Annotated in this window: 26 protein-coding genes and 1 pseudogene; 13 read left to right on the forward strand and 14 right to left on the reverse strand. The window is 68.0% G+C overall.

The window, feature by feature from the left end; genetic code table 11:
• Positions 1 to 5: 5 nt before the first annotated feature.
• Together ACEI37_RS00310 and ACEI37_RS00315 are read right to left on the reverse strand one after the other, a co-directional pair.
• Positions 6 to 875 carry a mechanosensitive ion channel family protein gene (locus ACEI37_RS00310; RefSeq protein ID WP_373376793.1) on the reverse strand — a complete coding sequence of 290 codons (870 nt, stop codon included), beginning with the start codon at positions 873 to 875 and terminating at the stop codon, positions 6 to 8.
• 214 nt (positions 876 to 1,089) lie between these two features.
• Positions 1,090 to 2,292 (reverse strand): ammonium transporter, encoded by a 1,203-nt coding sequence (locus ACEI37_RS00315; protein ID WP_373376794.1) that lies wholly within the window; start codon positions 2,290 to 2,292, stop codon positions 1,090 to 1,092.
• 507 nt (positions 2,293 to 2,799) lie between these two features.
• On the opposite strand from ACEI37_RS00315, the gene ACEI37_RS00320 reads away from it, so the two are divergent.
• The 3 genes from ACEI37_RS00320 (at position 2,800) to ACEI37_RS00330 (ending at position 4,270) form a co-directional block, all read left to right on the forward strand.
• On the forward strand, positions 2,800 to 3,081 hold the full coding sequence (locus tag ACEI37_RS00320; protein ID WP_010814166.1) for an HU family DNA-binding protein: 282 nt from the start codon (positions 2,800 to 2,802) through the stop codon (positions 3,079 to 3,081).
• Positions 3,082 to 3,280: 199 nt separating this feature from the next.
• Positions 3,281 to 3,766: an acyl-CoA thioesterase gene (locus ACEI37_RS00325; RefSeq protein ID WP_012355963.1), complete on the forward strand. Its 486-nt coding sequence runs from the start codon at positions 3,281 to 3,283 to the stop codon at positions 3,764 to 3,766.
• 21 nt (positions 3,767 to 3,787) lie between these two features.
• Positions 3,788 to 4,270: a CreA family protein gene (locus ACEI37_RS00330; RefSeq protein WP_373376795.1), complete on the forward strand. Its 483-nt coding sequence runs from the start codon at positions 3,788 to 3,790 to the stop codon at positions 4,268 to 4,270.
• Between the two features lie 24 nt (positions 4,271 to 4,294).
• Here the strand turns inward: ACEI37_RS00330 and ACEI37_RS00335 are convergent, their stop codons facing one another.
• The 5 genes from ACEI37_RS00335 to ACEI37_RS00355 all read right to left on the reverse strand — a co-directional run bounded on the left by ACEI37_RS00335 (position 4,295) and on the right by ACEI37_RS00355 (position 9,638).
• Positions 4,295 to 5,137 carry a phosphatase PAP2 family protein gene (locus ACEI37_RS00335; protein ID WP_373376796.1) on the reverse strand — a complete coding sequence of 281 codons (843 nt, stop codon included), beginning with the start codon at positions 5,135 to 5,137 and terminating at the stop codon, positions 4,295 to 4,297.
• 46 nt (positions 5,138 to 5,183) lie between these two features.
• Entirely contained in the window at positions 5,184 to 6,932 is a 1,749-nt protein-coding gene (locus tag ACEI37_RS00340) for a class I adenylate-forming enzyme family protein (RefSeq protein ID WP_373376797.1), read from the reverse strand.
• 97 nt (positions 6,933 to 7,029) lie between these two features.
• Entirely contained in the window at positions 7,030 to 7,794 is a 765-nt protein-coding gene (locus ACEI37_RS00345; RefSeq protein ID WP_111521579.1) for an SDR family oxidoreductase, read from the reverse strand.
• A 248-nt stretch (positions 7,795 to 8,042) separates the two neighbouring features.
• Entirely contained in the window at positions 8,043 to 8,909 is an 867-nt protein-coding gene (locus tag ACEI37_RS00350; RefSeq protein ID WP_373376798.1) for an arylamine N-acetyltransferase, read from the reverse strand.
• A gap of 27 nt (positions 8,910 to 8,936) precedes the next feature.
• On the reverse strand, positions 8,937 to 9,638 hold the full coding sequence (locus ACEI37_RS00355) for a Crp/Fnr family transcriptional regulator (protein WP_373376799.1): 702 nt from the start codon (positions 9,636 to 9,638) through the stop codon (positions 8,937 to 8,939).
• 201 nt (positions 9,639 to 9,839) lie between these two features.
• Here ACEI37_RS00355 and ACEI37_RS00360 point away from each other — a divergent pair, with 201 nt between their 5' ends.
• Positions 9,840 to 10,337, forward strand: coding sequence for a DUF962 domain-containing protein (locus ACEI37_RS00360; protein ID WP_373376800.1), 498 nt, complete (start codon positions 9,840 to 9,842; stop codon positions 10,335 to 10,337).
• 251 nt (positions 10,338 to 10,588) lie between these two features.
• Positions 10,589 to 11,047: an HU family DNA-binding protein gene (locus ACEI37_RS00365; protein WP_026163989.1), complete on the forward strand. Its 459-nt coding sequence runs from the start codon at positions 10,589 to 10,591 to the stop codon at positions 11,045 to 11,047.
• A gap of 249 nt (positions 11,048 to 11,296) precedes the next feature.
• Here the strand turns inward: ACEI37_RS00365 and ACEI37_RS00370 are convergent, their stop codons facing one another.
• The 3 genes from ACEI37_RS00370 to ACEI37_RS00380 all read right to left on the reverse strand — a co-directional run bounded on the left by ACEI37_RS00370 (position 11,297) and on the right by ACEI37_RS00380 (position 14,254).
• Entirely contained in the window at positions 11,297 to 11,665 is a 369-nt protein-coding gene (locus ACEI37_RS00370) for a 5-carboxymethyl-2-hydroxymuconate Delta-isomerase (RefSeq protein WP_026163988.1), read from the reverse strand.
• A gap of 181 nt (positions 11,666 to 11,846) precedes the next feature.
• Positions 11,847 to 12,443: an HAD domain-containing protein gene (locus ACEI37_RS00375; protein WP_373376801.1), complete on the reverse strand. Its 597-nt coding sequence runs from the start codon at positions 12,441 to 12,443 to the stop codon at positions 11,847 to 11,849.
• A 185-nt stretch (positions 12,444 to 12,628) separates the two neighbouring features.
• On the reverse strand, positions 12,629 to 14,254 hold the full coding sequence (locus ACEI37_RS00380) for a methyl-accepting chemotaxis protein (RefSeq protein WP_373376802.1): 1,626 nt from the start codon (positions 14,252 to 14,254) through the stop codon (positions 12,629 to 12,631).
• A gap of 245 nt (positions 14,255 to 14,499) precedes the next feature.
• Here ACEI37_RS00380 and ACEI37_RS00385 point away from each other — a divergent pair, with 245 nt between their 5' ends.
• A complete protein-coding gene (locus ACEI37_RS00385) occupies positions 14,500 to 16,350 on the forward strand; it encodes an EAL domain-containing protein (RefSeq protein ID WP_373376803.1) in 1,851 nt (616 codons plus the stop codon).
• Positions 16,351 to 16,354: 4 nt separating this feature from the next.
• On the opposite strand, the gene ACEI37_RS00390 is transcribed toward ACEI37_RS00385, so the two are convergent.
• Positions 16,355 to 17,092, reverse strand: coding sequence for a response regulator transcription factor (locus ACEI37_RS00390; protein WP_373376804.1), 738 nt, complete (start codon positions 17,090 to 17,092; stop codon positions 16,355 to 16,357).
• A 453-nt stretch (positions 17,093 to 17,545) separates the two neighbouring features.
• Here ACEI37_RS00390 and cls point away from each other — a divergent pair, with 453 nt between their 5' ends.
• From cls to ACEI37_RS00410, 4 genes are all read left to right on the forward strand, one after another.
• A complete protein-coding gene (cls, locus tag ACEI37_RS00395; protein WP_373376805.1) occupies positions 17,546 to 18,982 on the forward strand; it encodes a cardiolipin synthase in 1,437 nt (478 codons plus the stop codon).
• A 123-nt stretch (positions 18,983 to 19,105) separates the two neighbouring features.
• Positions 19,106 to 19,750: a TetR/AcrR family transcriptional regulator gene (locus ACEI37_RS00400; protein WP_062803149.1), complete on the forward strand. Its 645-nt coding sequence runs from the start codon at positions 19,106 to 19,108 to the stop codon at positions 19,748 to 19,750.
• A gap of 344 nt (positions 19,751 to 20,094) precedes the next feature.
• Complete coding sequence (locus ACEI37_RS00405) at positions 20,095 to 20,418, forward strand: hypothetical protein (RefSeq protein WP_373376806.1); 324 nt, start codon at positions 20,095 to 20,097, stop codon at positions 20,416 to 20,418.
• 77 nt (positions 20,419 to 20,495) lie between these two features.
• Entirely contained in the window at positions 20,496 to 20,678 is a 183-nt protein-coding gene (locus tag ACEI37_RS00410; protein ID WP_373376807.1) for a hypothetical protein, read from the forward strand.
• A gap of 61 nt (positions 20,679 to 20,739) precedes the next feature.
• On the opposite strand, the gene ACEI37_RS00415 is transcribed toward ACEI37_RS00410, so the two are convergent.
• Together ACEI37_RS00415 and ACEI37_RS00420 are read right to left on the reverse strand one after the other, a co-directional pair.
• Positions 20,740 to 21,165: a hypothetical protein gene (locus tag ACEI37_RS00415; RefSeq protein ID WP_092316998.1), complete on the reverse strand. Its 426-nt coding sequence runs from the start codon at positions 21,163 to 21,165 to the stop codon at positions 20,740 to 20,742.
• 242 nt (positions 21,166 to 21,407) lie between these two features.
• A pseudogene (locus ACEI37_RS00420) lies at positions 21,408 to 22,530 on the reverse strand (site-specific integrase).
• Positions 22,531 to 22,642: 112 nt separating this feature from the next.
• Between ACEI37_RS00420 and ACEI37_RS00425 the strand changes: the two are divergent.
• The 3 genes from ACEI37_RS00425 to ACEI37_RS00435 all read left to right on the forward strand — a co-directional run bounded on the left by ACEI37_RS00425 (position 22,643) and on the right by ACEI37_RS00435 (position 24,680).
• Positions 22,643 to 23,602 (forward strand): DNA-binding protein, encoded by a 960-nt coding sequence (locus tag ACEI37_RS00425; RefSeq protein ID WP_373376808.1) that lies wholly within the window; start codon positions 22,643 to 22,645, stop codon positions 23,600 to 23,602.
• A 92-nt stretch (positions 23,603 to 23,694) separates the two neighbouring features.
• The gene (locus ACEI37_RS00430) at positions 23,695 to 24,210 is read left to right on the forward strand and encodes an antitoxin Xre-like helix-turn-helix domain-containing protein (RefSeq protein WP_373376809.1); all 516 of its coding nucleotides are present in this window, start codon (positions 23,695 to 23,697) and stop codon (positions 24,208 to 24,210) included.
• Entirely contained in the window at positions 24,207 to 24,680 is a 474-nt protein-coding gene (locus ACEI37_RS00435; RefSeq protein WP_373376810.1) for an RES family NAD+ phosphorylase, read from the forward strand. Before ACEI37_RS00430 ends, ACEI37_RS00435 begins: the two co-directional genes overlap by 4 nt.
• A 7-nt stretch (positions 24,681 to 24,687) precedes the next feature.
• Here ACEI37_RS00435 and ACEI37_RS00440 read toward each other — a convergent pair whose 3' ends face one another.
• On the reverse strand, positions 24,688 to 26,265 hold the full coding sequence (locus tag ACEI37_RS00440) for a fatty acid--CoA ligase (protein ID WP_373376811.1): 1,578 nt from the start codon (positions 26,263 to 26,265) through the stop codon (positions 24,688 to 24,690).
• Positions 26,266 to 26,278 lie beyond the last annotated feature (13 nt).

Below are 26,278 nucleotides of genomic sequence, written 5' to 3' on the forward strand. Positions count from 1 at the left end.
CCGGTTCAGGCGGCCTGCTGTGCCGCGGCTTGCTCCGCGGCAGCGTGCGGCACCCCGGCCTGTTGCACCACCACCATGTGCGCCGGCATCGGCGCTGCGTAGCCGGCCTGGCCGAAGCATTCGCGGATGACGCGGTTGGTGTCGAAATAGACTTGCCAGTAATGGTCGTTATGGCAATAGGGCCGCACCGCCAGCACCGGGCCGACCAGCGTGAACTCGAGGATTTCGACGTCGACCGGCGGCTCGGCCAGCACGTTGGGGATCTCGGCGATGCGGGTCTTCAGAAGCGCCACCGCGTCGGCCACGTCGGTGCTGCCGGCCAGCTGCGCTTTCAGGTCCACGCGCCGGAACGCATTGGCGGTGAAGTTCTGGATGGTGTCGCTGAAGATCTTGTTGTTGCCGATCACGGTCTGGACATTGTCCGGCGTGTCCAGCGTGGTGGCGAACAGGCCGATTTCGCGCACCGTCCCGGTCACGCCGCCGATGGTGACGAAGTCGCCCACCTTGAACGGCCGCAGTACCACCAGGAAGGCGCCGGCGGCGAAGTTTGCCATCAGCCCCGACCAGGCCATGCCGATGGCCACGCCGGCGGCCGCGATCAGCGCGGCAAAGGTGGTGGTCTGGATGCCGAAGTAGCCAAGGATGCCGATCACCAGCACCACGTTCAGCGTCACGGTGACGATGGAACCGACATAGCGCAGCAGCGTCGGATCGACCTTCTGCTTGCCGAGCGCATTCTGCACCAGGCGCACGACAAAGTGGATCAGCCAGCGGCCAATGACCCAGAAGGCAAGGGCCGCCAGGATCTTGACGCCGAATTCGGTGGCGTAGGAGACCACCAGGGTCTTGAGGTTGTCGAAGGTAGAGGCGTCCATCGGCGTATTCCTTTCGTGTTGGTGTAACCGGCCAGCCGCCGGCCCAACATCCCCCAAAACAGCCGGCTGCGGCGTGCGAGCCCCTGCGCATTGCGCGCAATTCCCGGGCACGGCAATTATTGAGAGGCCGTGCGCGGAAGTGCAAGCAAAGAATTGTTAAGACAAGGCGCGTTGCGCGGCTCGTCTGTTTATATCGGAAAGCCGCTGGCGGGTATTACCAGTTGGTTTCGCGCTCGGGGGTGGCGGAAATCCGGTGCAGCGTCAGGTCGGCGCCGTTGAACTCGCCCTCGGCGTCGAGACGGATGCCCACCAGCCGCTTCAGCGTGCCATAGACCAGCGTGCCGCCGGCCAGCGCTACCACGATGCCAAGCAAGGTGCCGAGCAACTGCGCGCCGAGCGATACCCCGCCAAGGCCTCCCAGCGCCTTCGCGCCGAAGATGCCCGCGGCGATGCCGCCCCAGGCGCCGCACAGCCCGTGCAGCGGCCACACGCCCAGCACATCGTCGATATGCCATTTGTTTTGCGCCAGCGTGAACATATAGACGAACAGCGCGCCAGCCACGGTACCGGTGACCAGCGCGCCCAGCGGATGCATCAGGTCCGACCCCGCGCAGACCGCCACCAGGCCGGCCAGCGGCCCGTTGTAGACGAAGCCCGGATCGTTGCGTCCGGCCAGCCAGGCGGCCAGCGTGCCGCCGGCCATCGCCATCAGCGAATTGATCGCCACCAGGCCGCTGATCTTGTCGACGGTCTGCGCGCTCATCACGTTGAAGCCGAACCAGCCCACCGCAAGAATCCAGGCGCCCAGCGCCAGGAACGGGATGTTCGAGGGCGGATGCGCGCTGATGCGGCCATCCTTCTGGTAGCGGCCGCGGCGCGCGCCTAGCAGCAGCACCGCCGGCAGCGCAATCCAGCCGCCCAGCGCATGCACCACCACCGAACCGGCAAAGTCATGGAAGGGCGCGCCGGCCACGCGCGCGATCCAGTCCTGCACGCCGTAGCGCTGGTTCCACACCATGCCTTCGAAAAACGGGTAGACAAAACCCACCAGCACGAAGGTGGCGACCAGCTGCGGATTGAATCGCGAACGTTCGGCAATACCGCCGGAGATAATCGCCGGAATCGCCGCCGCAAAGGTCGCCAGGAAAAAGAACTTGACCAGTTCATAACCGTTCTTCTGGGCCAGCGTTTCGGCGCCGGAGAAGAACTGCACCCCATAGGCAATGGTGTAACCGATAAAGAAATAAGCGATGGTGGAGACCGCGAAATCCACCAGGATCTTTACCAGCGCATTGACCTGGTTCTTCTTGCGCACCGTGCCGAGTTCGAGGAACGCAAAGCCGGCGTGCATGGCCAGCACCATGATGGCGCCCAGCAGGATAAACAGCGCGTCGGTGCCGGTCTTCCAGTTGTCCATAGTGACCTCATGCTCAAAATGGGCGCACCAGTATGCAAAAAGCGTTCCACAGAGGGCCGCATCCTGGTGCCGCTTGCACCGTGCCGGGTAAAACCCCGCACCGGCATGCCGCACGTGGTCCGATTCCCTGGGGGCGGTGCGGTCGGGACGTTGCCGACAGCAGGCGCCCCTGCGCCAGAATGGAGCCGGCAAGGTGCGCCTGGCGATCCGTTATGGTGCGTCGCCCCATTTGGGGGAATCTGTCCTATGCTGTCTAGCTTTGGGGGCACGATGTCGGGCGACCGGTCCCGGCGTGGCTCCGGCCTGGCTAAAACCGGTGCCTGGCAAGCGCGAACAGCAGTGGAAATTGCCCGCTAACCGGCCTCAAGCAAGGATTTGCGGGTTTTTTTGTCGCATTGGTGCCACTGGGGATTGCTCAACGCGCGAAGGGCAGATTAGACTGCGCCGATCGATGGCCTGCCGCGAGGCACGCACATCGGTGACGACGACCAACAAGGGAAATCAGCCATGAATAAAGGTGAACTGGTATCGGCCATCGCCGCGGAAGCAGAATTGAGCAATGCCGCCGCCGAGCGTGCGCTCAACGCAGCGCTGGACAGTATCAAGAAGGCAGTGGCAAAGGGCGATTCTGTAACGCTGGTGGGTTTTGGCAGCTTCAGCGCCGGCAAGCGCGCTGCCCGTACCGGCCGCAATCCGCGCACCGGCGAAACCATCAAGATTCCGGCCGCCAAGACGGTCAAGTTCTCGGCAGGCCAGGGTTTCAAGGACGCCGTGAACAAGAAAAAATAAGCAGTTTGCGTCCATAGCGAAAGAAGCGGCCTGGCAGGCCGCTTTTTTTATGTGCCGGACGCGCCCGCTGGGCCCGATGCGCCGGCAGACCAATTGCCGACGCCGCGCCATGCCCGCCGGCAACGGCGCGGCGATCCGGGTTAAACTGCCGGCGCCCGCAGCCGGCAATCCCGCCCCCGCAATCTTCGTATCCCGCATCATGAATGACCTGTCCCACCAGCTTTCCATGACCGTGCTGATGACGCCGGACATGGCCAACTTCTCCGGCAACGTCCACGGCGGCACCATCCTCAAGTACCTGGACATGGTCGCGTATGCCTGCGCCAGCCGCTACGCCGGCCGCTACGTGGTCACGCTGTCGGTGGACCAGGTGGTGTTCCGCCAGCCCATTCACGTGGGTGAGCTGGTGACCTTCCTGGCATCGGTCAACTACACCGGCCGCAGCTCGATGGAGATCGGCATCAAGGTGGTGACCGAGAACATCCGCAGCAAGCTGGTGCGCCATACCAACAGCTGCTATTTCACCATGGTGGCGGTGGATGACAACGGCACCCCCGCCGAGGTGCCGCCGCTGGAGCCGCGCGACGAGGTCGAGCGCCAGCGCTTTGCCGCCGCGCAGCAGCGCCGCGCGCTGCGCCAGGAAATGGAAAAACGCCACGGCGACATCAAGTCGTCGGTGAACTGAGTGCCGATGCGCGATACAGCCATGAAGTCCAACCACCCACTCGTTCGCCTCCTGCTTGCCGCCGCCTGCGCCGGCGCTGCCCTGGGGGCCAGTGCCGAGGAGATCGGCAGCGTCAGCACCAATTTCCGCATGACCGGCTCCGACAAGGTCGTGATCGAAGCCTATGACGACCCGCAGGTGGACGGCGTCACCTGCTACGTGTCGCGCGCCCGCACCGGCGGCATCAAGGGCCAGCTCGGCATGGCCGAAGACCCGCCCGAGGCCTCGATCGCGTGCCGGCAGGTGGGTCCGATCGGCTTCAAGGCGCCGATCAAGCAGCAGGACAATGTCTTTTCCGAGCGCATGTCGATCCTGTTCAAGGCGCTGCACGTGGTGCGCGCGGTCGACCGCAAGCGCAATACGCTGGTCTACCTGACGTATTCGGACCGCATCGTCAGCGGCAGCCCGCAGAACAGCGTGACCGCCGTGCCGGTGCCGGCCGGCACGGCGATTCCGGTGAAATAAGCGCACCGGCCGGGGCGCCCGTCATCAGCGGGCCAGCGCCGCGGTCTCCGCCTGGCAATCGCGCGATGGCCGCGCGCCGGCGGCGCGCGCGGCAGCCACTTCACTGCGTGCCCGTTCCAGGTCGGCACGGAAGGTGGGATCGGCATGCAGCCGTGCCACCGTGGCCGCCGCCATGGTGCGGCCCGCGTTGACATCGCTCTGCCAGTGCACGTTGCACACCACGCGGCTTTGCCCGAAGGCCTGGCCGCGCGCCAGCAGTTCATTGGCGCGCGCCGGCTCGATCTCGGTCAGGATCAGCGCCCAGGCCCAGCCGATGGCGCTGTGGCCGGACGGGTAGGACCCATCCTTCTCCAGCTTGGCGGCCTCGGCCTGCGTGCACATCGGGGTCTCGGTGGCCACGAACGGGCGGGTGCGCTTGTAATGGTCCTTGGCCTTGTACGTAGACAGGCCGGCATCGACCAGGCTGCGGCGCAGCAGCATGTTCAGGTAAGGCGTGTCTTTCTCGCCGACGGGCACGCCCAGCGCGCAGGAGAACGTGCTGGCGGCCTGCGGGAACGTCAGCACGGCATCGTCGGACGCCAGTTGCCAGCGGGGCGAGCCGCGCAGCGGACCGGCCTGGCGCGCGGCGTCCTCATCCAGCGCCAGCGCGGCCGAACCCTGCGCCGGCGGCGCGGGCAGCAGCTTCAGGCTGTCGGGACGCGCATCGGCGGCGAGGTAGCCGGCCGGCACGCCGGGGCGCAGCTCCGGCACCGCGGCCAGGTTGGTGCCGCCGGCGGCGCAGCCGGCCAGCAGCGCGGCGAGGGCTGCTGCGCCAAGCACCCGCATGGGTTGGGAGAGGGAGGAATCCGGCTTGGCCTGGTCCGTCAATTTGTCTTCCTGGTGAGGGATCGGATCGATGCGGTGCTGCCCTGGCTTACGCAGCGGCGTCGAACAGCTTGCGCAGGTTCGATTTCATGATCTTGCCATTGGCATTGCGTGGCAGCATCTCGTGGTAAATCAGGATACGCACCGGCACCTTGAATGCCGCCAGCCGCTCGCGCACGAAATCCTGCAGCTCGGCTTCGCTTGCCTGCATGCCCGGCTTCAGGCTGACCACGGCGGCCGGCTCCTCGCCCAGGGTCCGGTGCGGCAGCCCGACCACCGACGCATCCATTACCGCGGGGTGCTCGTACAGCGCGCTTTCCACTTCGATGCAGTAGATGTTCTCGCCGCCGCGGATCAGCATGTCCTTCATCCGGTCGACGATGTAGACGTAGCCCTCGTCATCCAGCCGGGCGATGTCGCCGGTGCGCAGCCAGCCGTCGACAAAGGTCTGGGCGGTGGCCTCGGGCTTGTTCCAGTAGCCGCGCACGACATTGGCGCCGCGCGCCATCAGCTCGCCGGTTTCACCGGGCGGCAGCGCCTGGCCGCGGCCGTCCACCACCTTCATCTCGCCGATCGGCAGCGCCGGGCCGCTGCTGTCCGGGCGCATCACGTATTCTTCGGCGCTGTGGCTGGTGAAGGTGGACGAGGTTTCGGTCATGCCCCACCCGATGCCAGGCGCGGCCATGGGGAACACTTCGCGGATGCGCCGGACCAGCTCGGGCGAGGCCGGCGCGCCGCCGTAGTTGATGTTCTCGAGCGACGACAGGTCGAAGCGGCCGCGTTCGGGATGCTCCAGGATCTGCCATGCGATGGTGGGGACGCCGCCGGCCGCGGTGCAGCGCTCCCGTTCGATCAGTTCCATGCCGCGCAGCGCGTCCCAGCGGTGCAGCAGCACGATCTTGCCGCCGGTGGCGATGGCGCCGTTGAGCACCGCCATGCAGCCGGTGACGTGGAAGAACGGCACCGCCAGCAGCATCGATTTTTGCGGCGCGGCCGGATCCGGCGCCGGGATCGGCTCGCCGCGGCGCAGCAGGTTGCGCAGCGGACTGAAGCCGCCGGCCACCGCCACCGAGGTGGAGTTGCGATGCGTGCCGAGCGCGCCCTTCGGCTTGCCCGTGGTGCCGGAGGTGTAGAAGATGGTGGCGTCGTCGTCGGGGTCGATGTCGACCGCAGGCGGCGCCTGCTCCGGCAGCGCCGCCCAGCTCGCCGAAGCGCCGATCACGCTTTCCAGCGCCATCACGCGCGGGTCGGCGGGTGCGGCGCCCGCGCGCGAGACGTAGATGCGTTCCAGCGCCGGGCAGCCCGGCAGGTGTTCGAGGATGCGGTCGAGCCGCTCGGCATCGACGATGGCGATGCGGCTGCCGGAATCGGCCAGGCCATATTCCAGCTCCGGCCCGGTCCACCACGCATTGAGCGGGGTCACGATGGCGCCGGCCAGCAGCGCGCCGTAGAACGCCACCGGCCATTCGGGCAGGTTGCGCATGGCCAGCGCCACGCGGTCGCCCTTGCGCACGCCGTCGCGCACCAGCGTGTGGGCCATGGCGATGGCGGCGCGGACAAAGGCATCGTAGGAAACGCGCTCGTCCTCGTACACCACGAAGGTGCGCTCGGCAAACGCGCGCGTGGCCAGCAGCAGCTCGCGCAGCGTGGGCGGCGCGTTCTTCCAGACCGTGGTGGGGATGCCGCGGATCACGCGCGTCTCGGTTTCGAACGGCGCGCCCGGCGCGGTCAGGCGGGCGTGGGCCTCGGCCAGCGACATGACCGGCCAGGTGCCGGCCGACTGCGGATTGCTCGACATGGACTGCCTCCCGGAACTGCACTGCAGGTTGAGGGAAATGCAGGAGAGCGGCCAGCGCAGTCAGCGCCGGCCGCCTGGCAACGCTTGCGACTGAAGATCAGATGGTCACGCCGCCGTCCACCACCATGGCCTGGCCGGTCATGAAGGTGCTGGCCGCGGAGGCCAGGAACACGGCCGCGCCGGCGATCTCGATGGGCTCGCCGATGCGGCGCAGCGGGGCGCCCTGGGTGGACTGCTTGTAGCGCTCGGGGTCTTCCCACAGCGCACGCGCGAAGTCGGTCTTGATCAGCCCCGGCGCGATGCAGTTCACGCGCACGTTGTGCGGCCCGAACTCGACCGCGAGGTTGCGCGCCAGCTGGAAGTCGGCGGCCTTGGAAATGTTGTAGACGCCGATGGTGGGCGAGCCGCGCAGGCCGCCGATCGACGACACGATGATGATCGAGCCATCCTTGCGGTCGATCATCTGCGGCGCCACCATCTGGATCAGCCAGTGGTTGGAGATGACGTTGTTGTCCAGCACCTTGCGGAACTGGTCGTCCGAGACGCCGCTCATCGGCCCGTAGTACGGATTGGACGCGGCATTGCAGACCAGCACGTCGATCTTGCCGAAGGCGCGGTTGGTCTCGTCGACCAGCCGCTGCAGGTCGTCCTTCGAAGAGATGTTGGCCGGGACCGCGATTGCGGTGCCGTCACCATGGCGGGCGTTGATCGCATCCACCACTTCCTGGCAGGCCTCGGCCTTGCGCGAGGAAATCACGACCTTGGCGCCCTGTACGGCCATCTGCTCGGCGATGGCGCGGCCGATGCCGCGCGAAGAGCCCGTGACGATGGCAACCTTGCCCGTCAGATCGAACAATGACATGGAGTCTCCTGTATGGCTGTGCCGGCGTCAGCGATGCTGGCCGGCTTGTGCTGGCGGCGGGGTGCCGCGCTGTTGTCCTGCGGACGCGCCCGCAGGCGGCATCGCCGGGACATTATGTGGCGCGGCCATGGCCGCGTCCACAGCGCCGGGTGGCGGTTACAGGCCTTATCAGCATTCTTTCTGCCGGCAATGCGCGCCGTGCATGGCGCCGATGCTGCAGTGCGCAGCCGCTGCCAGCCAGCTGCAATTCAGCCGCCGGCGGATGCCGTCGCAGGCGCCAGCAAGCCAGGCAGCGCAGCCATCAGGCCCTGGCGCAGCTCGTCGTCCAGCACGATGCCGAAGCGTTCCGACAGGGCCTGCACCACGGCGTCGGCATGCTGCAGGTGCGTGCGGCGCACGCTGCCGTCCGGGGCGCGCTCGGCCAGCTCGCCATTGGCCAGCGTCACGCGCGTGCCGCCATCGGTGCGCGCGGCCATCAGGCGCTGCAGGAAGACGCTGTCCGGGTGCGTCGAGACATACCAGTTGCGTGCCTCGAAATCGATCGGCGGCTGCGGCGTCAGGTCGAAACGGTAGACCGGGATCCAGCCCGCATCGCCGCGTGCCTGAAGGTCGTAGCTGTGGAATGCGCTGGTGCCGGCTTGCGCCGGGGAGGGCGCAAGCCGGTAGGGAAAGCCATCGTCGGCCGGTTCGGACAGCGGCATCGCACGGAACGGCGTGGGGCCGCCGAAGCCGACATCGACCAGATAGCTGCGGTGCGCCACTTCCACGCGCAGCAGCATGTGCGAGGTCATGGTCGGCACGTCGTCCGGCACGCCCCAGCGCACGCGCGCGGCCAGCGGCGTGACCTCGTAGCCCAGCGCGCCCAGCCCGGCGCTGAGCAGCGTATTGAGTTCAAAGCAGTAGCCGCCGCGCCGGCGCGTGACCAGCTTGTCGAACACGGCGTCGAGGTCGATGCGCACGGGGCGGCGCAGCAGCGGGTCGAGGTTCTCGAACGGAATGCTGGCCAGGTGCGCGGCCAGCACTGCGTCCAGCGCCTGCAGTGTCGGCGAGGGTGGCGCGGCGATGCCGAGGCGCGCCAGCCAGGCGTCCAGTTGGGAGGCGTCCAGGATAGTCATGGTGTATGGGGCTCCGGTACGGTGCGATCAGTTGAGCGTTTCCAGCGCGGCCAGGTCGAGCAGTTCGATGCCGCCATATTGAAGATGCAGCAGGCCGTGCGCTTCCAGCTCGCGCAGCGCGTGGTTCACGGTCTGGCGTGACAGGCCCAGCATCTGCGCCAGCTGCTCCTGCGCAATGCGCACCCGCCGCGTGGCACTGCCGTCCGGCAGGTTGCCGTAGCCATGCGCGATCGCCGCCAGCCGGCGCGCGACGCGTGCCGGCGGCGGCAGCAGCTGCGCTTCCTCGACGTAGTGGAAGGCCTCGCGGGTCTTGGCCGCCAGGAGTTGCCCGAACGCCTGCCACCATGCCGGCTGCAGCGCGAGGCGCTGCGCCAGGGCGGTGCGCGGCACATGCCAAAGCGTGGCGGCGCTGGCCGCACGCGCGTCATGGGTGCGGGGCAGGCCATCGAACAGGCAGATCTCGCCGAACCAGGTGCCGGGTTCGAGCAGGCCCAGCACCGCGGCCTTTCCCGATTCGCCGCTGGCGTGGATCTGCATGGTGCCGCTGGCGACACAATACAGGCCATCGAAGTGGTCGCCGCGCGCAAACAGGGTCTCGCCGGCGACCAGCCGGCGCAGGCTGCCGTCGTCCAGCAGCGCCTGCCGCAGCGCCGGCGGCAACTGGCTGAACCACGCGCCCGCGCGTACCGCGGCGAGCGGGTCGCTGCATGGCAACATCGGACTGGACATGGTGTCTGGGGGCTGCGTCTTGGGGTCGTGTGGGGCGAGGAGAGCGGAGTGTGGCGGGCGCGCCAGCCGCACCCCGCTCTCCATGTCCGGGCACCCGGCGGAATGTCAAAAACCTGACAGACCGGCCGGTGCGCGCCCACTACTATAAATCCACCTCGCGCCAGCCGCGCGCGCACCATAGCGCAGTCCAGGAGACGCCCCGTGAAAACCCTGATCGAACATCTCGCCAACTACGCCGCCTACCATCGCGATCCGCGCAACGTCTTCACGCATTTCATCGGCATCCCGATGATCGTGCTGGCCGTGACCACGTTGCTGGCGCGCCCGGCGCTGGCTCTCGGCGATGGCAGCGCCGTGCTGACGCCGGCCATGCTGCTGTATATCCTGTCGTGCCTGTTCTACCTGCGCCTGTCGCTGGGCTTCGGCGTGGCCATGGCGCTGATCCTCGCGGTGTTCCTCTACGCTGGCGCGCATATCGCGGCGATGCCGACGAGCTGGTGGCTTGCGATCGGCATAGGCCTGTTCGTGGTGGGATGGGTGATCCAGTTCATCGGCCACTATTACGAGGGGCGCAAGCCCGCCTTCGTCGACGACCTGATCGGGCTGCTGATCGGCCCGCTGTTCCTGGTCGCCGAAACTGCGTTTGCGCTGGGCCTGGCCCGCGAAACGCGCGAGGCCATGGCCGCCCGAGCGCACTGATCAAGGGCTGCCGCGCCGGTCCTTGGAATGCCAAAACGGGGGGACGTAGGCCGTTTTCGCGCTCGACTGAGGCAAAGCCGCGACAAAACCCGGGGTTTTCAACGGGTTTTGCGTGTCGCATGCATGAAAACCCCTTGACTTAGGGCACTTTCCGCTATGATTCAGTGGGCGTCGATCAGGCGATTGCGCAACGCTGAGAAGCAATGCATGACTCCTGCCGGCATCCATCTGTTCAACTTACGAATATCGATATGGCGACCAAAGCGAAACCGACCGCGAAGACTGCAACCAAGCCCGCCGCCAAGAAGGCTGCGGCAACCAAGGCACCCGTGAAGGCTGCCGCCAAGAAGGCCACGCCGGCCAAGAAGGCTGCTCCCGCCGCTGCGCCCGTTGCGCGCCCGCTGAAGGACACCTTCAACAAGTCGAGCCTGGTCGCTCACCTGGTAGCCCAGACTGAACTGGAAGCCAAGACCGTGAAGACGGTGCTGGCCCACCTGGAAAACACCATCGTCGGCGCGCTGAACAAGAAGGGCGCTGGCGAGTTCACGCTGCCCGGCCTGCTGAAGGTCACGGCGCAGCAAGTGCCGGCCAAGAAGAAGCGCTTCGGCAAGGACCCGTTCACCGGTGAAGAGCGCTGGTTCCCGGCCAAGCCGGCCAGCGTCAAGGTCAAGGTCCGTCCGCTGAAGAAGCTGAAGGACGCCGCAGCCTGATCTGCGCCAGTTGTCCAGAAAGAAAAGGAGCCGCTTGCAGGCTCCTTTTTTTTTTATAGCCGCCAGCACCAATCCGGCAGTGTTTAATCCAGGTCAAGTCGGTGGCCATGTCGCCCACCTAGAATCGACTACGTCATGGGTGCGGGGGCGCTCCCCATGACAGAGCTTCCGGAGTCTTCCTGAAGCTTCCGCCCGCGGCCGCAACGGCCGCGGGTTTTTTATTGGGCGGCCGCCCGACGGCGCGGCGGATCAGGCCACCAATTGCTTGGCGTAGGTGGCGCGCGCCATCTCGCAGACTTCCACTGACACCTGCACGTTCTGGCCGGTGCCGCCACCGGAGCGTACGGCTTCGGCAATCACATCGCAGACCGCCTGCGCCAGCGCCTGGCGCACGGCGGTATCGCGCCCGTCCAGGATCGACAGGCGCGCATGGACAAAAGCCCGCTCGACGGCATCGATGCCCTGGCGGTAGGTCGACAGCGTGATGCAGCGCGACTTGATATCCGCCTCCTGGAACTGGCCGGAAGCCAGCAGGGCGGCATTGGCCTCATCCAGCAGTTCTTCCTGCGAGCAGTTCAGACGGGTGTTTTCGGTCAGTTCGATGACGAGGTGAGGCATGGCGGGTCCTGGCACAAAGCTCCGGCATGGGGCCGGCGACAGCGAGCATGATACGGGATCACTGCCACGCGTATACGTCGGCGCGACGAAGCCGGGCCCTTTGCATCGCGCGTTCAGGATCGGCGGACGCAAGACGGGGCGCCCGTGGGCGCCCCGTCGGGGACTGCATGGCAGCGTCGGCTCAGGCGTGGACGGCTGTTACTTCGCGCGCCGGCGCCAGCGCGCTGCCGAAACGGGCAGGGTTGTCCCGTGCCAGTTGCTGCAGTTGCTCCAGCTTGGCCTTGAGTCCGGCATCGAGCTTCGGCGCCGGCATGACTGTCGACGGGCAGGCCACGCCCAGGATATCCAGCGCCTGCTGGAAATTTTCCAGGGTCAGGCCCACGGCCGGGTCGACCGTGACCAGATGCTCGCGCAGCGCCTCGGGCATCGACTCCGCCGCGGCGCAGGACAGGATCACGTAATGGACCGGGCGCGCTCCTTCGGCGAAAAACGCTTCGATCTCGGCGCCGTGGCCGCCTGCGACCGGCGGCGTCATGGCTTCGACCTGCAGGTCCAGTTGTTGCAGGACGGCGGCGGGGGTGCCCCGGCGCCACGCGTCGGATACCACCACACGGGCGCCAGCCACGCCGAACAGCCTGCGCACGAACCCAAGCGCGACCGGGTCGAAAAACCTCACGTCGCGCGGCGTGCCCGAATCCGGAATGCCGCCGAGGCGGGCGCGGGAGCGGTCGGAGTACAGGACGCCGGGTACGTCCAGCATGATGAGTCGTTCAGCCATGGTTTCCTGTGCGGGTGCCAGTTCAGTTGGTGTGAAGCAAGGTTACTCGCCGCAACCGGGCTGTCACGTTACCGGGGCTGGTTCAGTTGCAACATATCTGTAACTTCGTCGCGGAAGACGTAAATGCCGGTTACGTCGTCATGACAAATGTTTCGACCCGACACATCTTGGTCGCGTCGGCCTGCTCACGGCTGCTGGAATCGAAAGCGCGCGACATCGCCGGCAAGCGCCGCGGCCTGCTGGTCGAGCCGCGCCGCCTGGCCCGCCAGTTCGTCGACCAGCGCAGCGTTCTGCTGGGCCGTCTGGCGCAGTTGCGCCGCCGCCTGCCCGGCGTCCTTCACGCTGTCGGCCTGCTCGTCCGCGAGCGTGCGCAATCCCTCGGCCAGCGCATGGCTGTGGCCCACCGTGGCGGCAATGCGGTCCATCGCCGCCACCACGCTGCCGCTCAGGCTGGCGCCTTGCTGGATCTCGTGCGTGGCATTGCCGACGATGCCGCCGATCTCGCGCGCCGCCTCGGCGCTGCGCTGTGCCAGCGCGCGCACTTCCTGCGCCACCACGGCAAAGCCGCGGCCCGCCGGGCCCGCACGCGCCGCTTCCACGGCGGCGTTCAGCGCGAGGATATTGGTCTGGAACGCGATGCTTTCGATCACACCGACAATCTCGGCGATATGGCGCGAATGGCCGTGCAGGGCGTCCATGGCGCCGCGCATGCGCTGCACCACGGCCGCGCCGTCGTCGGTGGCGGCGCGCGCGGCACTGGCCATCTCGCTCGATTCGGTGGCCTGCGCGTGCGCGGCGGCGACGTGCGCCGCCAGCGCCTGCATGCTGTCGGTGGTGGCGTCGAGCGCGCTGGCCTGCTGCTCGGTGCGTGCCGACAGGGCCTGGTTGCCCGCCGCGATCTGCTGGCTGGCCGCGGTGATCTCGTGGGCACTGGCCTGGATGCGCGCCAGTACGCCGGCCAGTTGGTCGCGCATGCTGGCCACATGGTGCAGCATGCTGCTGTGGTCCGCGGGGCGCAGCGCGATCGGGGCGGTCAGGTCGCCTGCGGCAATGCGGCGGGCGATGTCGGCGGCATCGCGCGGCTCGCCGCCCAGTTCGGCGCGCAAGCTGCGCGCGGCAATCCAAGCCAGCGCGACGGCAGCGAGCAGGCTGGCGCCGAGCAGGGCCGCCATCCACGCCTGCGCGCGCAGCTGGCTTGCGGCAACGCTGGCAACGGTGGCGGCGGCCTGCTGCTCCTGCTGACGGCGTACGGCCTCGACCTGGCTGCTGAGCCGCTGCAGCTGCTCGGTGACGAAATGGCCATCGACCGAGACCGCGCTGTCGAACTGCAGCGGATCCAGCGGCTGCTTGCGCAGCAACGCAACGTAGGCCTGGACCAGCTCACTGGCGCGCTGGCGTTCGCGCAGCAGTGGCGCCGCCTGAGCCGGGGCGGCACGCTGCACGCCGGCCAGTGCCGCATCGAGCTGTGACAGCGCCGCCGCGATCTCGTCGGCGGCGCCGTCGCGCTCGGTGCTGCTGGTGGCCATGGTCAGCGCCAGCTGGCCACGCCCGAGCGCGGCCAGCGCCGATTGCGCCCGCTCTGCCGAGATCGCGCCATGCATGTCGTGCTGGTACAGGGTATCGGTGCGCGCCTTGATCGAGACCAGGTTGGCGATGCCGGTCAGGCCGACCGCGGCGCCGAACAGGTAGACCAGGGCGAAGGCGGCGCACAGGCGCGCCACCAGAGGCAGGCGGCCCAGCCGCGCCAGCCAGCGCGCGGGGGCGACTGCCCGACGCTGGCCGGGCAGGGATGTCTTGAAAACTTGCAGCACGGAGATGACTCCAGACGGGCGCACAGGCGTGACTGGCCTGCGCAGCCCGGGCTTGACCCGATTCGCCGCGCGCGCTGTCCTCTGTACGGGACGGTCGCCGCGGCGCACGGATCGTCGTCGATCAACGTGACGCCAACGTGACATCCTCCCAATATGGACTGTCATCGTGCTGTCATGTGGATGTCATGCAATGTGGGCCGCACTGCGCCCTGACCGCTGCCGCACCATCCCTCCGCTTGCTCTCTATGAATGGCCTGACTGTCGCCACGTTCCAGTACGATCCCGCGCCTGACGCAGCCAGCGTTGTCCCGGGCGGGGCCGTGCTTGCGCCGGCGCGTCTGCCGCCGCTGCACGCCGTGTTCCAGCCCATCGTGCAGGCGGACAGCGGCGCCATCCTCGGCTACGAAGCACTGATCCGCGGGCCCGTGGGCTCGCCCTGGGCGGCCCCTGACGCGCTGTTCCGGCTGGCGCAGGGCGTTCCCGCCACCATCGCGCTGGAAGTGGAAGCGGCCCGCACCGCGCTGGTCGCCTGGCGGGGCTTCGACCTGCCCGGCAAGCTCTTCCTCAATTTCAGCCCGCAGACCTTGCGCCACCTGCTGGCGGACCGGGGGCGGCTGATGGCGGCCCTGCTCGAAGCCGGCATTGCCCCGTCGCTGCTGGTGATCGAGGTCACCGAACAGACCCCGATCGGCGATGCCGCCAGTTTTGGCGTGGCCATGGCGGTGCTGCGCGAGCTCGGCATGCAGTACGCGCTCGACGATTTCGGCACCGGGCACGCCAACCTGGACTTGCTCGCGCACCTGTCGCCGCATTTCGTCAAGATCGACAAGTCGCTGGTGCGCGGCATCGCATCGTGCTCGCGCCGGCTGGAGATCCTGCGCGCGCTGCTGCGCATGATGAGCGCCTTTGGCGGGCGCGTGATCGCCGAAGGCATTGAAGACGAAGATGAACTGGCCGTGGTGCGCGACCTGGGCGTGACCGGTGCCCAGGGCTATTACGTGGGACGGCCGGTGGCGCAACCGGCGGCGCAGGCCGCGCTGCATGTACGGCAGGCGCTGGCATCGCGCCGCATTGCCGTGTTTCCGCAGATGGTGCGCTCGGGCTGGTCCGGCATCACCGCTGGACGGCTGCTGCGGCCGGCGCCGACGGTATCGCCGTCGGCCAGCAACGATGCGGTACTGCGCACCTTCCAGCACCAGCCCGAGCTGCAGGCGGTGGCGGTGGTCAATGACGAGGGGCGGCCACTGGCCATCATCGGTCGCCAGGCGTTTATCGACCGCTATGCGGCGCCGTTCCATCGCGAGCTCTATGGCAAGAAGGCCTGCATCGCCATGGCCAGCCGCGATCCGGCCTGCTTCGACCAGCGCGCCAGCCTGGAGGACATGGCGCAGATCCTTTCGGGCGAGAACACGCGCTCGCTGGCCGACGGCTTTGTCATCACCGACCAGGGCCGCTATATCGGGCTCGGCACCGGCGCGGACCTGATCCGGGCGATCACCGAGGTGCGCATGGAAGCGGCGCGCTACGCCAATCCGCTGACCTTCCTGCCGGGCAATATCCCGCTGAACCAGCACATCGAGCGCCTGATCGAGGCCGCCAGCGAGTTCCATGCCTGCTATGTCGACCTGAACCACTTCAAGCCGTTCAACGACAAATACGGCTACTGGAAAGGCGACGAGATGCTCAAGGGCGCGGCCGCGATCCTGGCCGAGGCGTGCGACCCGGCCCGCGACTTCCTGGGCCACGTAGGCGGCGACGATTTCCTGGTGCTGTACCAGAGCGCCGACTGGGCCGAGCGCATGCGGGCGGCGATCCTGCGCTTCAACGATGCCGCGCGCGCCATGTATGCGCCGCCCGACCGCGCCGCCGGCGGCATGCATGGTGAAGACCGGCACGGGCGGCCGGTGTTCTTTCCTCCGGTGTCGATGGCGGTGGGGGTGGTATGCGTCAGCGGCGAGGGTGTCGCCGGCCTGCAGCGCCTGGGCAGCCAGCAGATCGGCGCCGCGGCGGCAGCGGCCAAGCGGGAGGCCAAGCGTTCCGCCGACGGCATGGCCGTGCTCGACTTCCTGGCCTTGGCGCAGACGCTGCCGGCGTAGCGGCTCAGGTGCCCGAGGGGCCGGGCATGGTGGTCCGCATCGGCGGCTTCGGCAGCCTTGGCGCGATGCTCTCTTCGAGCACGTCGAGCCGGTAGCCGTGCGCGTAGACCACCGTGATGACAATGCCGTTGGCCACGCCGATGCGCAGGGTCTTGCGCAGCCGCGAGATCAGGCCCGCCAACGCCCGCGACAGCGGTGGCAGCTCATGCCGCCAGATCGCCTGCTGGATGCGCTCGGCGGCCAGCACGCGGCCCACGTTCGAGAACAGCATCATGGCCAGGTCGAATTCCTTCGGCGTCATGGCGATGCGCTCGCCGTGCAGCGTGGCGAAGCGCCCCATGCTGTTGAGCTGGTAGGGGCCGGCCTGCACCACCAGGCCCTGGCGCACGCGCTCGCCGGTCACGCGCCGGCGCAATGCCGTGATGCGCGCCATCAGCACGCGCGCATTGAGCGGGCGGCAAACGTAGTCGTCGGCGCCGGCGTCGAGCGCATCGACCAGCTTGTCTTCGCTGTTATCGGCAGCCAGCAGGATGATCGGCACATCGCGCGAGCGCGCGGTGCGCACCGCGCGCACAACTTCCAGCGCCGGCAGGTCGGGCAGGGTATCGTCGATCAGCAGCATGTCGTACAGCTCCTGGCTGATGCGGTGGATCAGCTCGCGGCCGGTCTCGAACACGCGGCAACGGAAGCCGGCGCCCTCCAGCAGCTCGGCCACGGTACGGAGTTGGGGCGAAAAGCCCATGAGCAGCGCAATATTCATCGGAGGCGGACCACAGGGCAGGAGTACGAACCGTAAGGCGAAAGCCGGCAATGAACGCCGGGGCCGCGGTCGGACAGCCCTGGCCGCGACACCTCGATGGCACCGCGTTGCCTAGCCAGAAAGCGTATTAAAAGTGCGGTCCGAAAAACAATCAGACATTGCTGAAATATCTTTCGATTCTTGCGGTTTGCGGTGATCGAAGCGGAGTCGATGGTGAAGCTGCGGCAGCTGCCAGGCGCTACGGAAAGTTGTCCACAGTTCCTGTGGACAAACGGGGGCATGCTGCCCTGACGGCGGCCTGGCACCGTGATGCCATCGGCCTGCCAAAAAAGAAGGCAGCTCCGGCTGGCTGCGCACAAGCGGGCGCCAACATCCGGACCGTGCTGTGCCAAAATAGCGCGCATCGCGACCCGGTCAGCGGACACAAGCCCACCGATGCTGCAGAGCCCGAGTGTCATCGCCATCATCGTGCTGGCCTTTCACGTCGTAGGCGTGGTGGCCGCGCTGCATGCCGTCATGACGGTGCGCACCGCGCCGGGCGCGATTGCCTGGGCCGGCTCGCTGCTGATGATGCCGTACTTCACCCTGGTGCCGTACCTGATCTTCGGGCGCAGCACCTTCGCCGGCTATGTCGACGCACGACGCTTCAACGACGACCGGCTGCGCGAAATCCGCCACGGCATGACCCCGCGCGAGCGCGAGGCCCGCAGCGCCTGCGTGGTCCACGCGCCGGTGCAGGCCTGCATGCGCGCGCTGCCGCGCCTGACCGGCATGCCGTGCCTGGCCAACAACGATGTGCGCCTGCTCATCGACGGCGAGCAGACCTTCGAGGCGATCTTCGCGGCGATGGCGCGCGCCAGGCAGGTATTGATCGTGCAGTTCTTCATCGTCCACGACGATGCGCTGGGCCGGCGCCTGCAGGCGATCATGTGCGAGCGCGCGCAGGCTGGCGTCAAGGTGTACTTCCTGTTCGACCGCATCGGCTGCCACGCGATGTCGCGCCGCTACGTGCGCACGTTGCTCGATGCCGGGGTCGAGGCGCGGGCGTTTTCCACGCATCGCGGTTTCGTCAATCGGTTCCAGCTCAATTTCCGCAACCACCGCAAGCTGGTGGTCGTCGACGGCTGCGAAGCATTCATCGGCGGCCACAATGTCGGTGTCGAATACCTGGGCCAGCGTCCGCCGCTGGCGCCCTGGCGCGACACCCATATCGCGCTGCGCGGCAGTGCCGTGCTGGACTTGCAGATGGCCTTTGCCGAAGACTGGTACTGGGCCGCGCGCGAGGTGCCGCATCTGCTGATGCCGCCGCCGGAGGCGGGCGGGAGCATGACCTGCCAGGTGGTGCCGTCGGGGCCGGCCGATGCGCAGGAAACCTGCTCCCTGTTCTTTGTCGAGGCAATCCAGTCGGCGCGCCACCGGCTGTGGATCACGTCGCCGTATTTCGTTCCGGACGAGGCCGTGTTCGCGGTGCTGCGGCTGGCGGTGCTGCGCGGCGTCGATGTACGCATCCTGATCCCGGCGCGGCCGGACCACCTGGTGGTCTATGCCGCCTCCACGCTGTACGCCCACAAGGCCATTGCCGCGGGCATCAAGATCTACCGCTACCAGCCCGGCTTCCTGCACCAGAAGGTGATCCTGATCGACGACGAGGCCGCCGCCATCGGCACCGCGAACCTCGACAACCGCTCGTTCCGCCTCAATTTCGAGCTGATGGTGATGACGGCCGACCAGGGCTTTGCGGCGCAGGTGGCGGCAATGCTCGAGGCCGACTTCGCGCAGGCCCGTCGGGTCGGGCTGGACGAGTTCCTCGCCGCACCGGCGCCGCTGCGCGTGGCGATGCACGTCGCCTCGCTGTTCGCGCCGATCCTCTGAGCCGCGGCCTGCCGGACCCTTGTCATCGCAGATGCAACAAGCTTGTGACAGTTTGATTGTGTACACTGTTCACTATAAGACTCTGCACATCATGAACCGTCATTCGTTTTCCGGGAGGCCCGCATGAACCGGGAGGCCTCCGCACCGCCCGCACGGGCGACCTACCGCCATGGCGACCTGCGTCGCGCGCTGCTCGACGCCGGCATCGACCTGGCACGCGAGGGCGGCCCCGACGCTATCGTGCTGCGCGAAGCGACGCGGCGCGCCGGCGTGGTGCCCAATGCCGCGTACCGCCATTTCGCCAGCCGGCAAGACCTGCTGCAGGCGGTGCGGGCCTCGGCCCTGTCTTCGCTGGCGATCGCCATGGAAGCCGAAATCGGCGGGCTGCGCCCGGGCCGTGGCGCCGCCGCGCATGCGCGTGCCTGCCTGCGCGCGGTCGGCACGGGCTACCTCCGTTTTGCCCTCACGGAAACCGGCCTGTTCCGCACGGCATTCTCGGTCCCGGATGAAGTGGAAGACGACGCCGACCCGGCCAAGGCCGGCAACAGCGGCCTGAACCCGTTCCAGTTGCTGGGCGCGGCGCTGGACCAGCTGGTGGAGGCGGGGGTGCTGCCGGCCGAGCGCCGCCCGGGGGCCGAATATCTCGCGTGGTCGGCCGTGCACGGCCTGGCGATCCTGCTGATCGACGGCCCGCTGCGCAGCCGCGCCAGCGAGCAGGCGGAGATACTGGGACAGCGCGTGCTCGAGATGGTCGAGAAGGGCCTGTAGCCCGAAATCGCGGCATAAATCGCGGCATAAATCGCGGCACAAAAAAATGCCACGATGGCGGGGACCATCGTGGCAACGTAAGGAGCCAGGAAGGGGGGCAACCTGGCTCGATCGGGCACCCAGGGTCGGGTGCAAGAACAATGTATTCCGTTGATTCTCATCTGAATATCGGACACTTCTTAAATATGCCTTTGTTTTGTCCCGATATAGGCACCCGCCCGGCCATGGCTTGGGCCGCGCGTCGGGCGGGTGCGGTTCACCGGAATGCAGGGCCGGGAGCGCGGTCTAACTTGCGTGCCGGCCAGGTCTGGCAGGCTGAGCGCGCTGACGATGGGAGGGGCATCATGCAATACGGAATCGGAGTGATCCTCGTGGCGACCGCGCTAGCCGGGTGCGTGGCGTACCCGTACGCCGGCGACCCGTATCCGGCATATCCCGCCTACACGGTGTCGACGCCGTACTACCAGACCTACCCGGCCTATCCCGTCTATCCGGCATACGGCTATCCGTACTACCGCCCGTGGCCTGCCTATGGCAGCTTCGCCTTCATCTATGGCGGCGGCGGACGCGGTGGTCACCACTGGCACGGCCATGGCCACCGCGGGCGGGGTGGCTGGCATGGCGGCGGGCACGGGGGTGGCAGAGGAGGTGGCGGCAGAGGCCACTGAGCGGTGGGCCTGCGCATGGCAACGCCGGGCCGCCAGGGTTACCATCGGTTCACGGTCGCCAACGGAGCCTTATCGCCATGAGCAAGTCCGCACAGAAACACCCGCCCCAACCGACGAAGCCAGCGCAGCAGCCATCCAGCGACGAACTGATCGAGCGCGAACTGGATGAGGCGCTGAAGGACACCTTCCCCGCCAGCGACCCGGTCGCGATCGACACCGACGTGCCGCGCCGGCCCGGCAAGTCGAAGCCGGGCAAGTAAGGGCAAGTAAAGCGCGAGGAAAGCAGGCGTCCGGACCAAGGCGTCCGGACGCGCGGGCGCGCTAGGGCAGCTGGCGCAGTTGCCCGATGACGGACATCAGCCGCCCGTGCGCGACGATAACGCCGGACTCGTCCTGCAGCGCTTCCTGGTAGCGCTTGCGGAACGCGGGGTCGGCCCCGTCGCTGAAGAGTTTTTCGGCGGCGCGCCCGACGGCACGGCAGGTGTCGTCGTGGTGTTCCTTGGCCTCGAGCTCTTCGTCGATCTCGATGATCAGGCGCGACAGCGGGTCGAGCCAGCGGAAGTAGTTGTCTTCAGTCACCAGTTGGACAAACAGGCCGGCCGGAATCGGACCGTTCAGGCGTTCGTACTGGGCCCGGTCATAGCCGATGACTTCCTTGTGAACCTGCAGCAGGGCCGCCCGCAAGGCCTTCAGCCCTGAGCGGCGCGTTTCCTGCGTGGCGAGGAATTGTTCGTTGGGCATGCCCATCTCCGCGTTTCCACTTGATCGGGTCCGCGCAGCGGCGCGTCGTCGCGCGCCTGTACCGCCAGCGCTTGCGCGGCGGTGACTGTCTGCCGGATGTTCCGTGCGCGGCGTCCGGCCTGTGCCGGCACTGTCCCGCGCGCCTGCCAGTATAGGCAGGCCCCGCGGGGCGAGCCAGAGGCGCCGGCTAGCGAAATACCCGTATTTGCGCCGGCCCCGGCGCATGGTTGGCGGACATGGCGAGTCGCTCAGGGGCTGTCGCTCGCATCGGGTGCCAGCAGGTCGGCCGCGCGCGAGCGCCGTGCATCGGCCGCGCGGAAATAACGGACCACCGTCGAGACGCTGGCATGGCCGGTCATGGCCATGGTTTCAGCCAGCGGCACTTGCTGCGCCGCCGCTTCCGTGACAAAAGCCCGAGCGCAGCGAATGCGCGGAATAGTCGCCGTCCAGCCCTGCCAGCGCACAACGCGCCTTGACGATGCGGCTGACCGCCGCATCCGACAAGCCTTCTCCCACATGCCCACCACGCCGGATGCGGCGAAACAGCGGACCGTGCTCGATCCCCGCGGCGGCCAGCCATGCCTCGAGCGCCCGCCCGGCGGCGCCGGTGACGGGCTTGGCGGTATCGGCGTGCTCGATGCCGGACTGGTTGGTCTTCGACCAGCCCAGCACATAGACAAAGTCCCCGGGCCCCACGCGCGTAAGGTTTTCCATGGTGGCGCGGGCGACTTCGGAGCGGCGACGCCCGCCGCTGGCCCACGCGAACAGGAGCAGCGCGCGGTCGCGCAGCCCGGCCAGCGAGCCATCGCAGGTATCGAGCAGACGCAGCAGCGGCGCGCGCGTCAGGGCGGCCTTGCGTGCCTGGCGGTGGCCGCGGCGCGCATAGGCGCGCCGGGTACTGGCCATCAGTTCGCGCACGCCGGCATCGGCGCATGGGTTGTGCAGGCCTTGCAGCTGGTGGGCCTTGGCGATGACCGCGAGCCGGTGGGTCAGCGTGGACAGCGCGGGCGGGCCGGGTCGTGCCTTGCATCCGTCAGCGACCAGCGCCTGGTCGATCGCGGCCGGCATCTCGCAGACAGGGCCCTGCGGCGTCTGGCGCGTGGCGTGGTCGACGATGAACTGGATAACGACGGCGGACGCAAGCGGAAGCCGCACTGGCTGCCGGTAGCGCAGGGCATACCAGGCAGACCAGTAGCGCAATGCGGAGCGGTAGCTTGCCACCGTGTTTCGGGATTCGCCTTCCTGGCGCAACGCGTTGGCCGCCTGCTCGGCGAGAGGATCCAGTTGGGACGTGCGGAGCGGGGCCGGTAAGTCGACATCGGAAGGAATCGGCGGGAAATAGGCCTCGTGGGCGTCTCGGATTTTGATCATATGAAATATGATGTATGCTGTAATATATCATACATAAATAGACAATAACAACCGATAATTCTTCATTATCGAACCTTATTTGTGACTTTTGAGGAATTAGCCGGATCTCACCATGGAAACGCTCCGCAGCAGAGGCATTACCCGCGACGACGTCTGGCAAGCCGCCGACAGCCTGCTCAAGGCCGGCCAGCGGCCGACCATCGAACGCATCCGCCTGCATCTGGGGCGAGGGTCGCCCAACACGGTGAGTCCGCACCTGGATGCCTGGTTTGCTGCACTGGGCGGGCGGATCCAGGATCCGCAGGGTTTCGCGCCGGCGCCAGGCTGCCCCGAGCCCGTCACGGAGGCCGCGCGTTACCTGTGGGAGGCGGCGCTGCAAAGCGCCAGAGCCTCGGCCGAGGCCGCGTTGGCGCAGCGGGAAGCCGCACTGGTGGAAGCGAGCACGGCGCTGCAGCAGGAGCGCGAAGCGCTGGCGCAGGAACGCCAGGTCATGCAGGCGCGGATGGAAGGCGCGGAGGCAGCAATGGCGGAACTGACGCGGGCGCGCGACGAGGCGGCCGAGCGCGCAGCGCGTGGCGAAACCGCTGCGGCCGCATGGCAGCAGCAAGCCGAAGCGCTGCGCGCGGAGCATGCCTCCGCGCTGGCCGCGCGCCATGCCATGCAGAACGACTTCGATGCCCAGCGCGCGGCATGGGACCAGGAGCGCGAAACGCTGATGCAGCGCACCGCCGCCAACGAGCGCCGCATGGCGCTGGAACTCGATGCGGCGCGCGTGGCCGCCAGGGAAGCGCAAAAGCTGCTCGAGGCCGAACGCAAGGCGGCGGTCGAGCGACTAAGCCGGGCCGCCGAGGCGGCGTCGCGCCAGGGCAGCGAGATGACCCGGCTCGGCCAGGCGATTGCGGTGCTGGAAGAACGGGTGCGCCAACGTGAGAGCCTGCTTGCGGAGTATCGCGAGCAAGCCGGCGCGGTGCCTGCCGAAGCCGCGGCTGTGGCAACGCCGCCCCGGCGGAGCCGTCCGGCCCGCATCGCGCTCTCCGTCGGCAAGGGACGACGGCGCGGCCGGGGGTTGTAGGCCGACCGTGCCTTCCGACAACGAGCACAGCGCAGGGCATGCTGACGGGGCTCAATTGAGCTATACTGAAGGCTCATTTGATGAGGTCTGCCATGCCGCGCATGCTCACGCCCGAAGGCCGTTATCCGCTCGCACACGAACGCCGGGCCGCCCGCGAGCTCAGCGTCAATAGCTATCTGGCCGTCTACGAGGCCACGCTGTCGACCGAAGGCGCCATGTCGGTGATCCACGCCATCCGTGAGGGCGTGCCGGCTTCCGACCTCAACCGGCTGGCCGAATCGATGGGTACGAGCAAGGAACAGCTGATCAAGACGCTGGACTTGCCGCGTGCCACCGTCGACCGCAAGGCACGCGCGCACCAGAACCTGTCGAGCGAGCAGAGCGAGCGCGTGCTGGGCATGGTGCGGCTGGTTGGCCAGGTGCAGGCGCTGGTGGAAAGCTCGGGCGATGCGCGCGACTTCAATGCGGCGCAGTGGGTGGCGCAATGGCTGGAGCAGCCGTCGCCGGCGCTGGGCGGCCAACGCCCCGCCGAGTTGATGGATACCGTCGCGGGCCAGCGCATCGTCTCCGACCTGGTGGCCAGGATGCAGAGCGGGGCCTACGCTTGAGGCAGGCCTGGCGCATCGCGACCGACACGCCCCTCTACACCGCGGACGATGCCAGCGGCGCCGGCGCCAAGGCGACCGGAGGGCGCTGGAACCGGCAGGGCACGCCCCTCATTTACGCCGCCTCGAGCATCGCGCTGGCTTGCCTGGAAACGCTGGTCCACCTGGGCTCGGCCGGCCTGCCGTTGAACCGCTACCTGGTCCGCATCGATATTCCCGACGACTTGTGGGCCGCGGCAGGGCGCTTGACGGCTGCCAGCGCGCCGGTCGGCTGGGATGCCATTCCCGCGGGCAAGACCAGCCTCGACACCGGCGAGGCCTGGGTCCGCGCGGGCACGAGCGCCTTGCTGCTGGTGCCCTCGATCGTGATTCCCGAGGAGTCCAACGTGCTGGTCAATCCCTTGCACGCGGATGCCGGGCGGCTGGCCTATACCAAGGTGCGTCGCTGGCAGTACGACGCGCGCCTGGCCTGAGGCACGATCACGCCGCGCCGCCGGCGCGCAGCAGGTGTTTCTGGATCTTGCCGCTGGTGGTCTTGGGCAGTGCCTCAACGAAATGGTAGCGGCGCGGCCGCTTGTAGGCGGCGAGCCGGTCGCCTTGCAGCAGGAAGGCATCGAGCTGTTGCGCGCTCAGCGCGGCCTCTCCGCGCGCCACCACGTAGGCGCCGACGACCTGGCCCCAGGTGGGATCGGGCTCGCCCAGCACCGCGACTTCCAGCACGCCGGGATGCTCGATCAGGGCGTCTTCCACCTCGCGCGGATAGACGTTCTCGGCGCCGGAATTGATCATGTAGTCGATACGGTCGCGGATCCACAGGTAGCCGTCGACGTCCACGCTGCCGAGGTCGCCGGTGTGGTACCAGCCGTGCGCCAGCGCCCGCGCATTAGCATCGGGGCGGTTCAGGTAGCCTTGCATCATGCATGGTCCGCGCACCAGCACTTCGCCGACTTCGCCCGGCGCGCACGGCTGCGACGGGTCGGTCGGTGCGCCGTCGTCGCGCAGCCTTGCCACCACCAGCTCGTGGCCCAGCGCCGGCAGGCCGGCCGAGCCCGCGCGGCTCAGTTGTTCGTGCGGGTAGAGCACCGACATGCATGGGCCCATTTCCGTGGTGCCGTAGACCTGCACCAGCCCTGCGCCAACCTTGCGGTCCCATTCGCGGATCAGGTGCGGCGCCATCGAAGCGCCGCCGTACTCCACCAGCCGCAGCGAGGACAGGTCACGGTTTGCGGCGTCCGGATGGTCGAGCAGCATGCCGACCATGGTCGGCGCGGCGAAGAAGTGCGTGACGCCCTCGGCTTCGACCAGTTGCCAGGCCTCGCCCGCATCGAAGCGGCGCTGCAGCACCTGGGTCGCGCCGACCTGCAGGCGCGGCAGGAAGCTGGTGTGCAGCTCGGCGGTGTGGTTCAGCGGCGCGATCGACAGGCCCACATCCTCGCGCGACAGCATCATGGCCTGGTGCATCATCGCGTTGTGCTGCAGCTTGCTGCGATGGGTGTGCATGACGCCCTTGGGCCGGCCAGTGGTGCCGCTGGTGTACATCAGGATGCAGGGGTCGTTCTCGTCGACCGTCACCGTCGGCGGCGTGTCGGGCTGGCCTGCCGCCAGCGTGTCGAGCCGGTGCGTGGCGAAGGCGGGCGCCGGGTCGGCGTCGGCATAGAGGCGCAACGTGGTGCCGGGCGCCAGTTCGGCGGCCTTTTCCACGACGGCCGCGCCTTCGCGTTCGAACAGCAGCGCCCTGGCGCCGCCGTCGTTCAGGATGTAGGCCAGCTCCTGCGCCGCCAGGCGGTAGTTGACCGGGTTGAAGACTGCGCCCAGGCGGGCCGTGGCCAGCAGCGCAAAGACGAAGGCGGGCGTGTTGTAGAGGAAGGCCGCCACCACGTCGCCCTTGCCGATGCCCAGCGACTGCAAGGCCTGCGCATGGCGGTTGACCTCGGCGTCCAGCTGCGCATACGTCCACGCGCGCCGCCCGGCGCCGATGCCGCTGACCAGCGCGGTCTTGCGCGGCAGGTTGCGCGCGGACCAGGTAAGGGTGTCGCCAAGGGTGATGCCGCAGGTCAAGGTCGGGCTCCGT

The sequence above is a fragment of the Cupriavidus nantongensis genome, assembly GCF_041726985.1.
Lineage (GTDB): Bacteria > Pseudomonadota > Gammaproteobacteria > Burkholderiales > Burkholderiaceae > Cupriavidus > Cupriavidus nantongensis_A.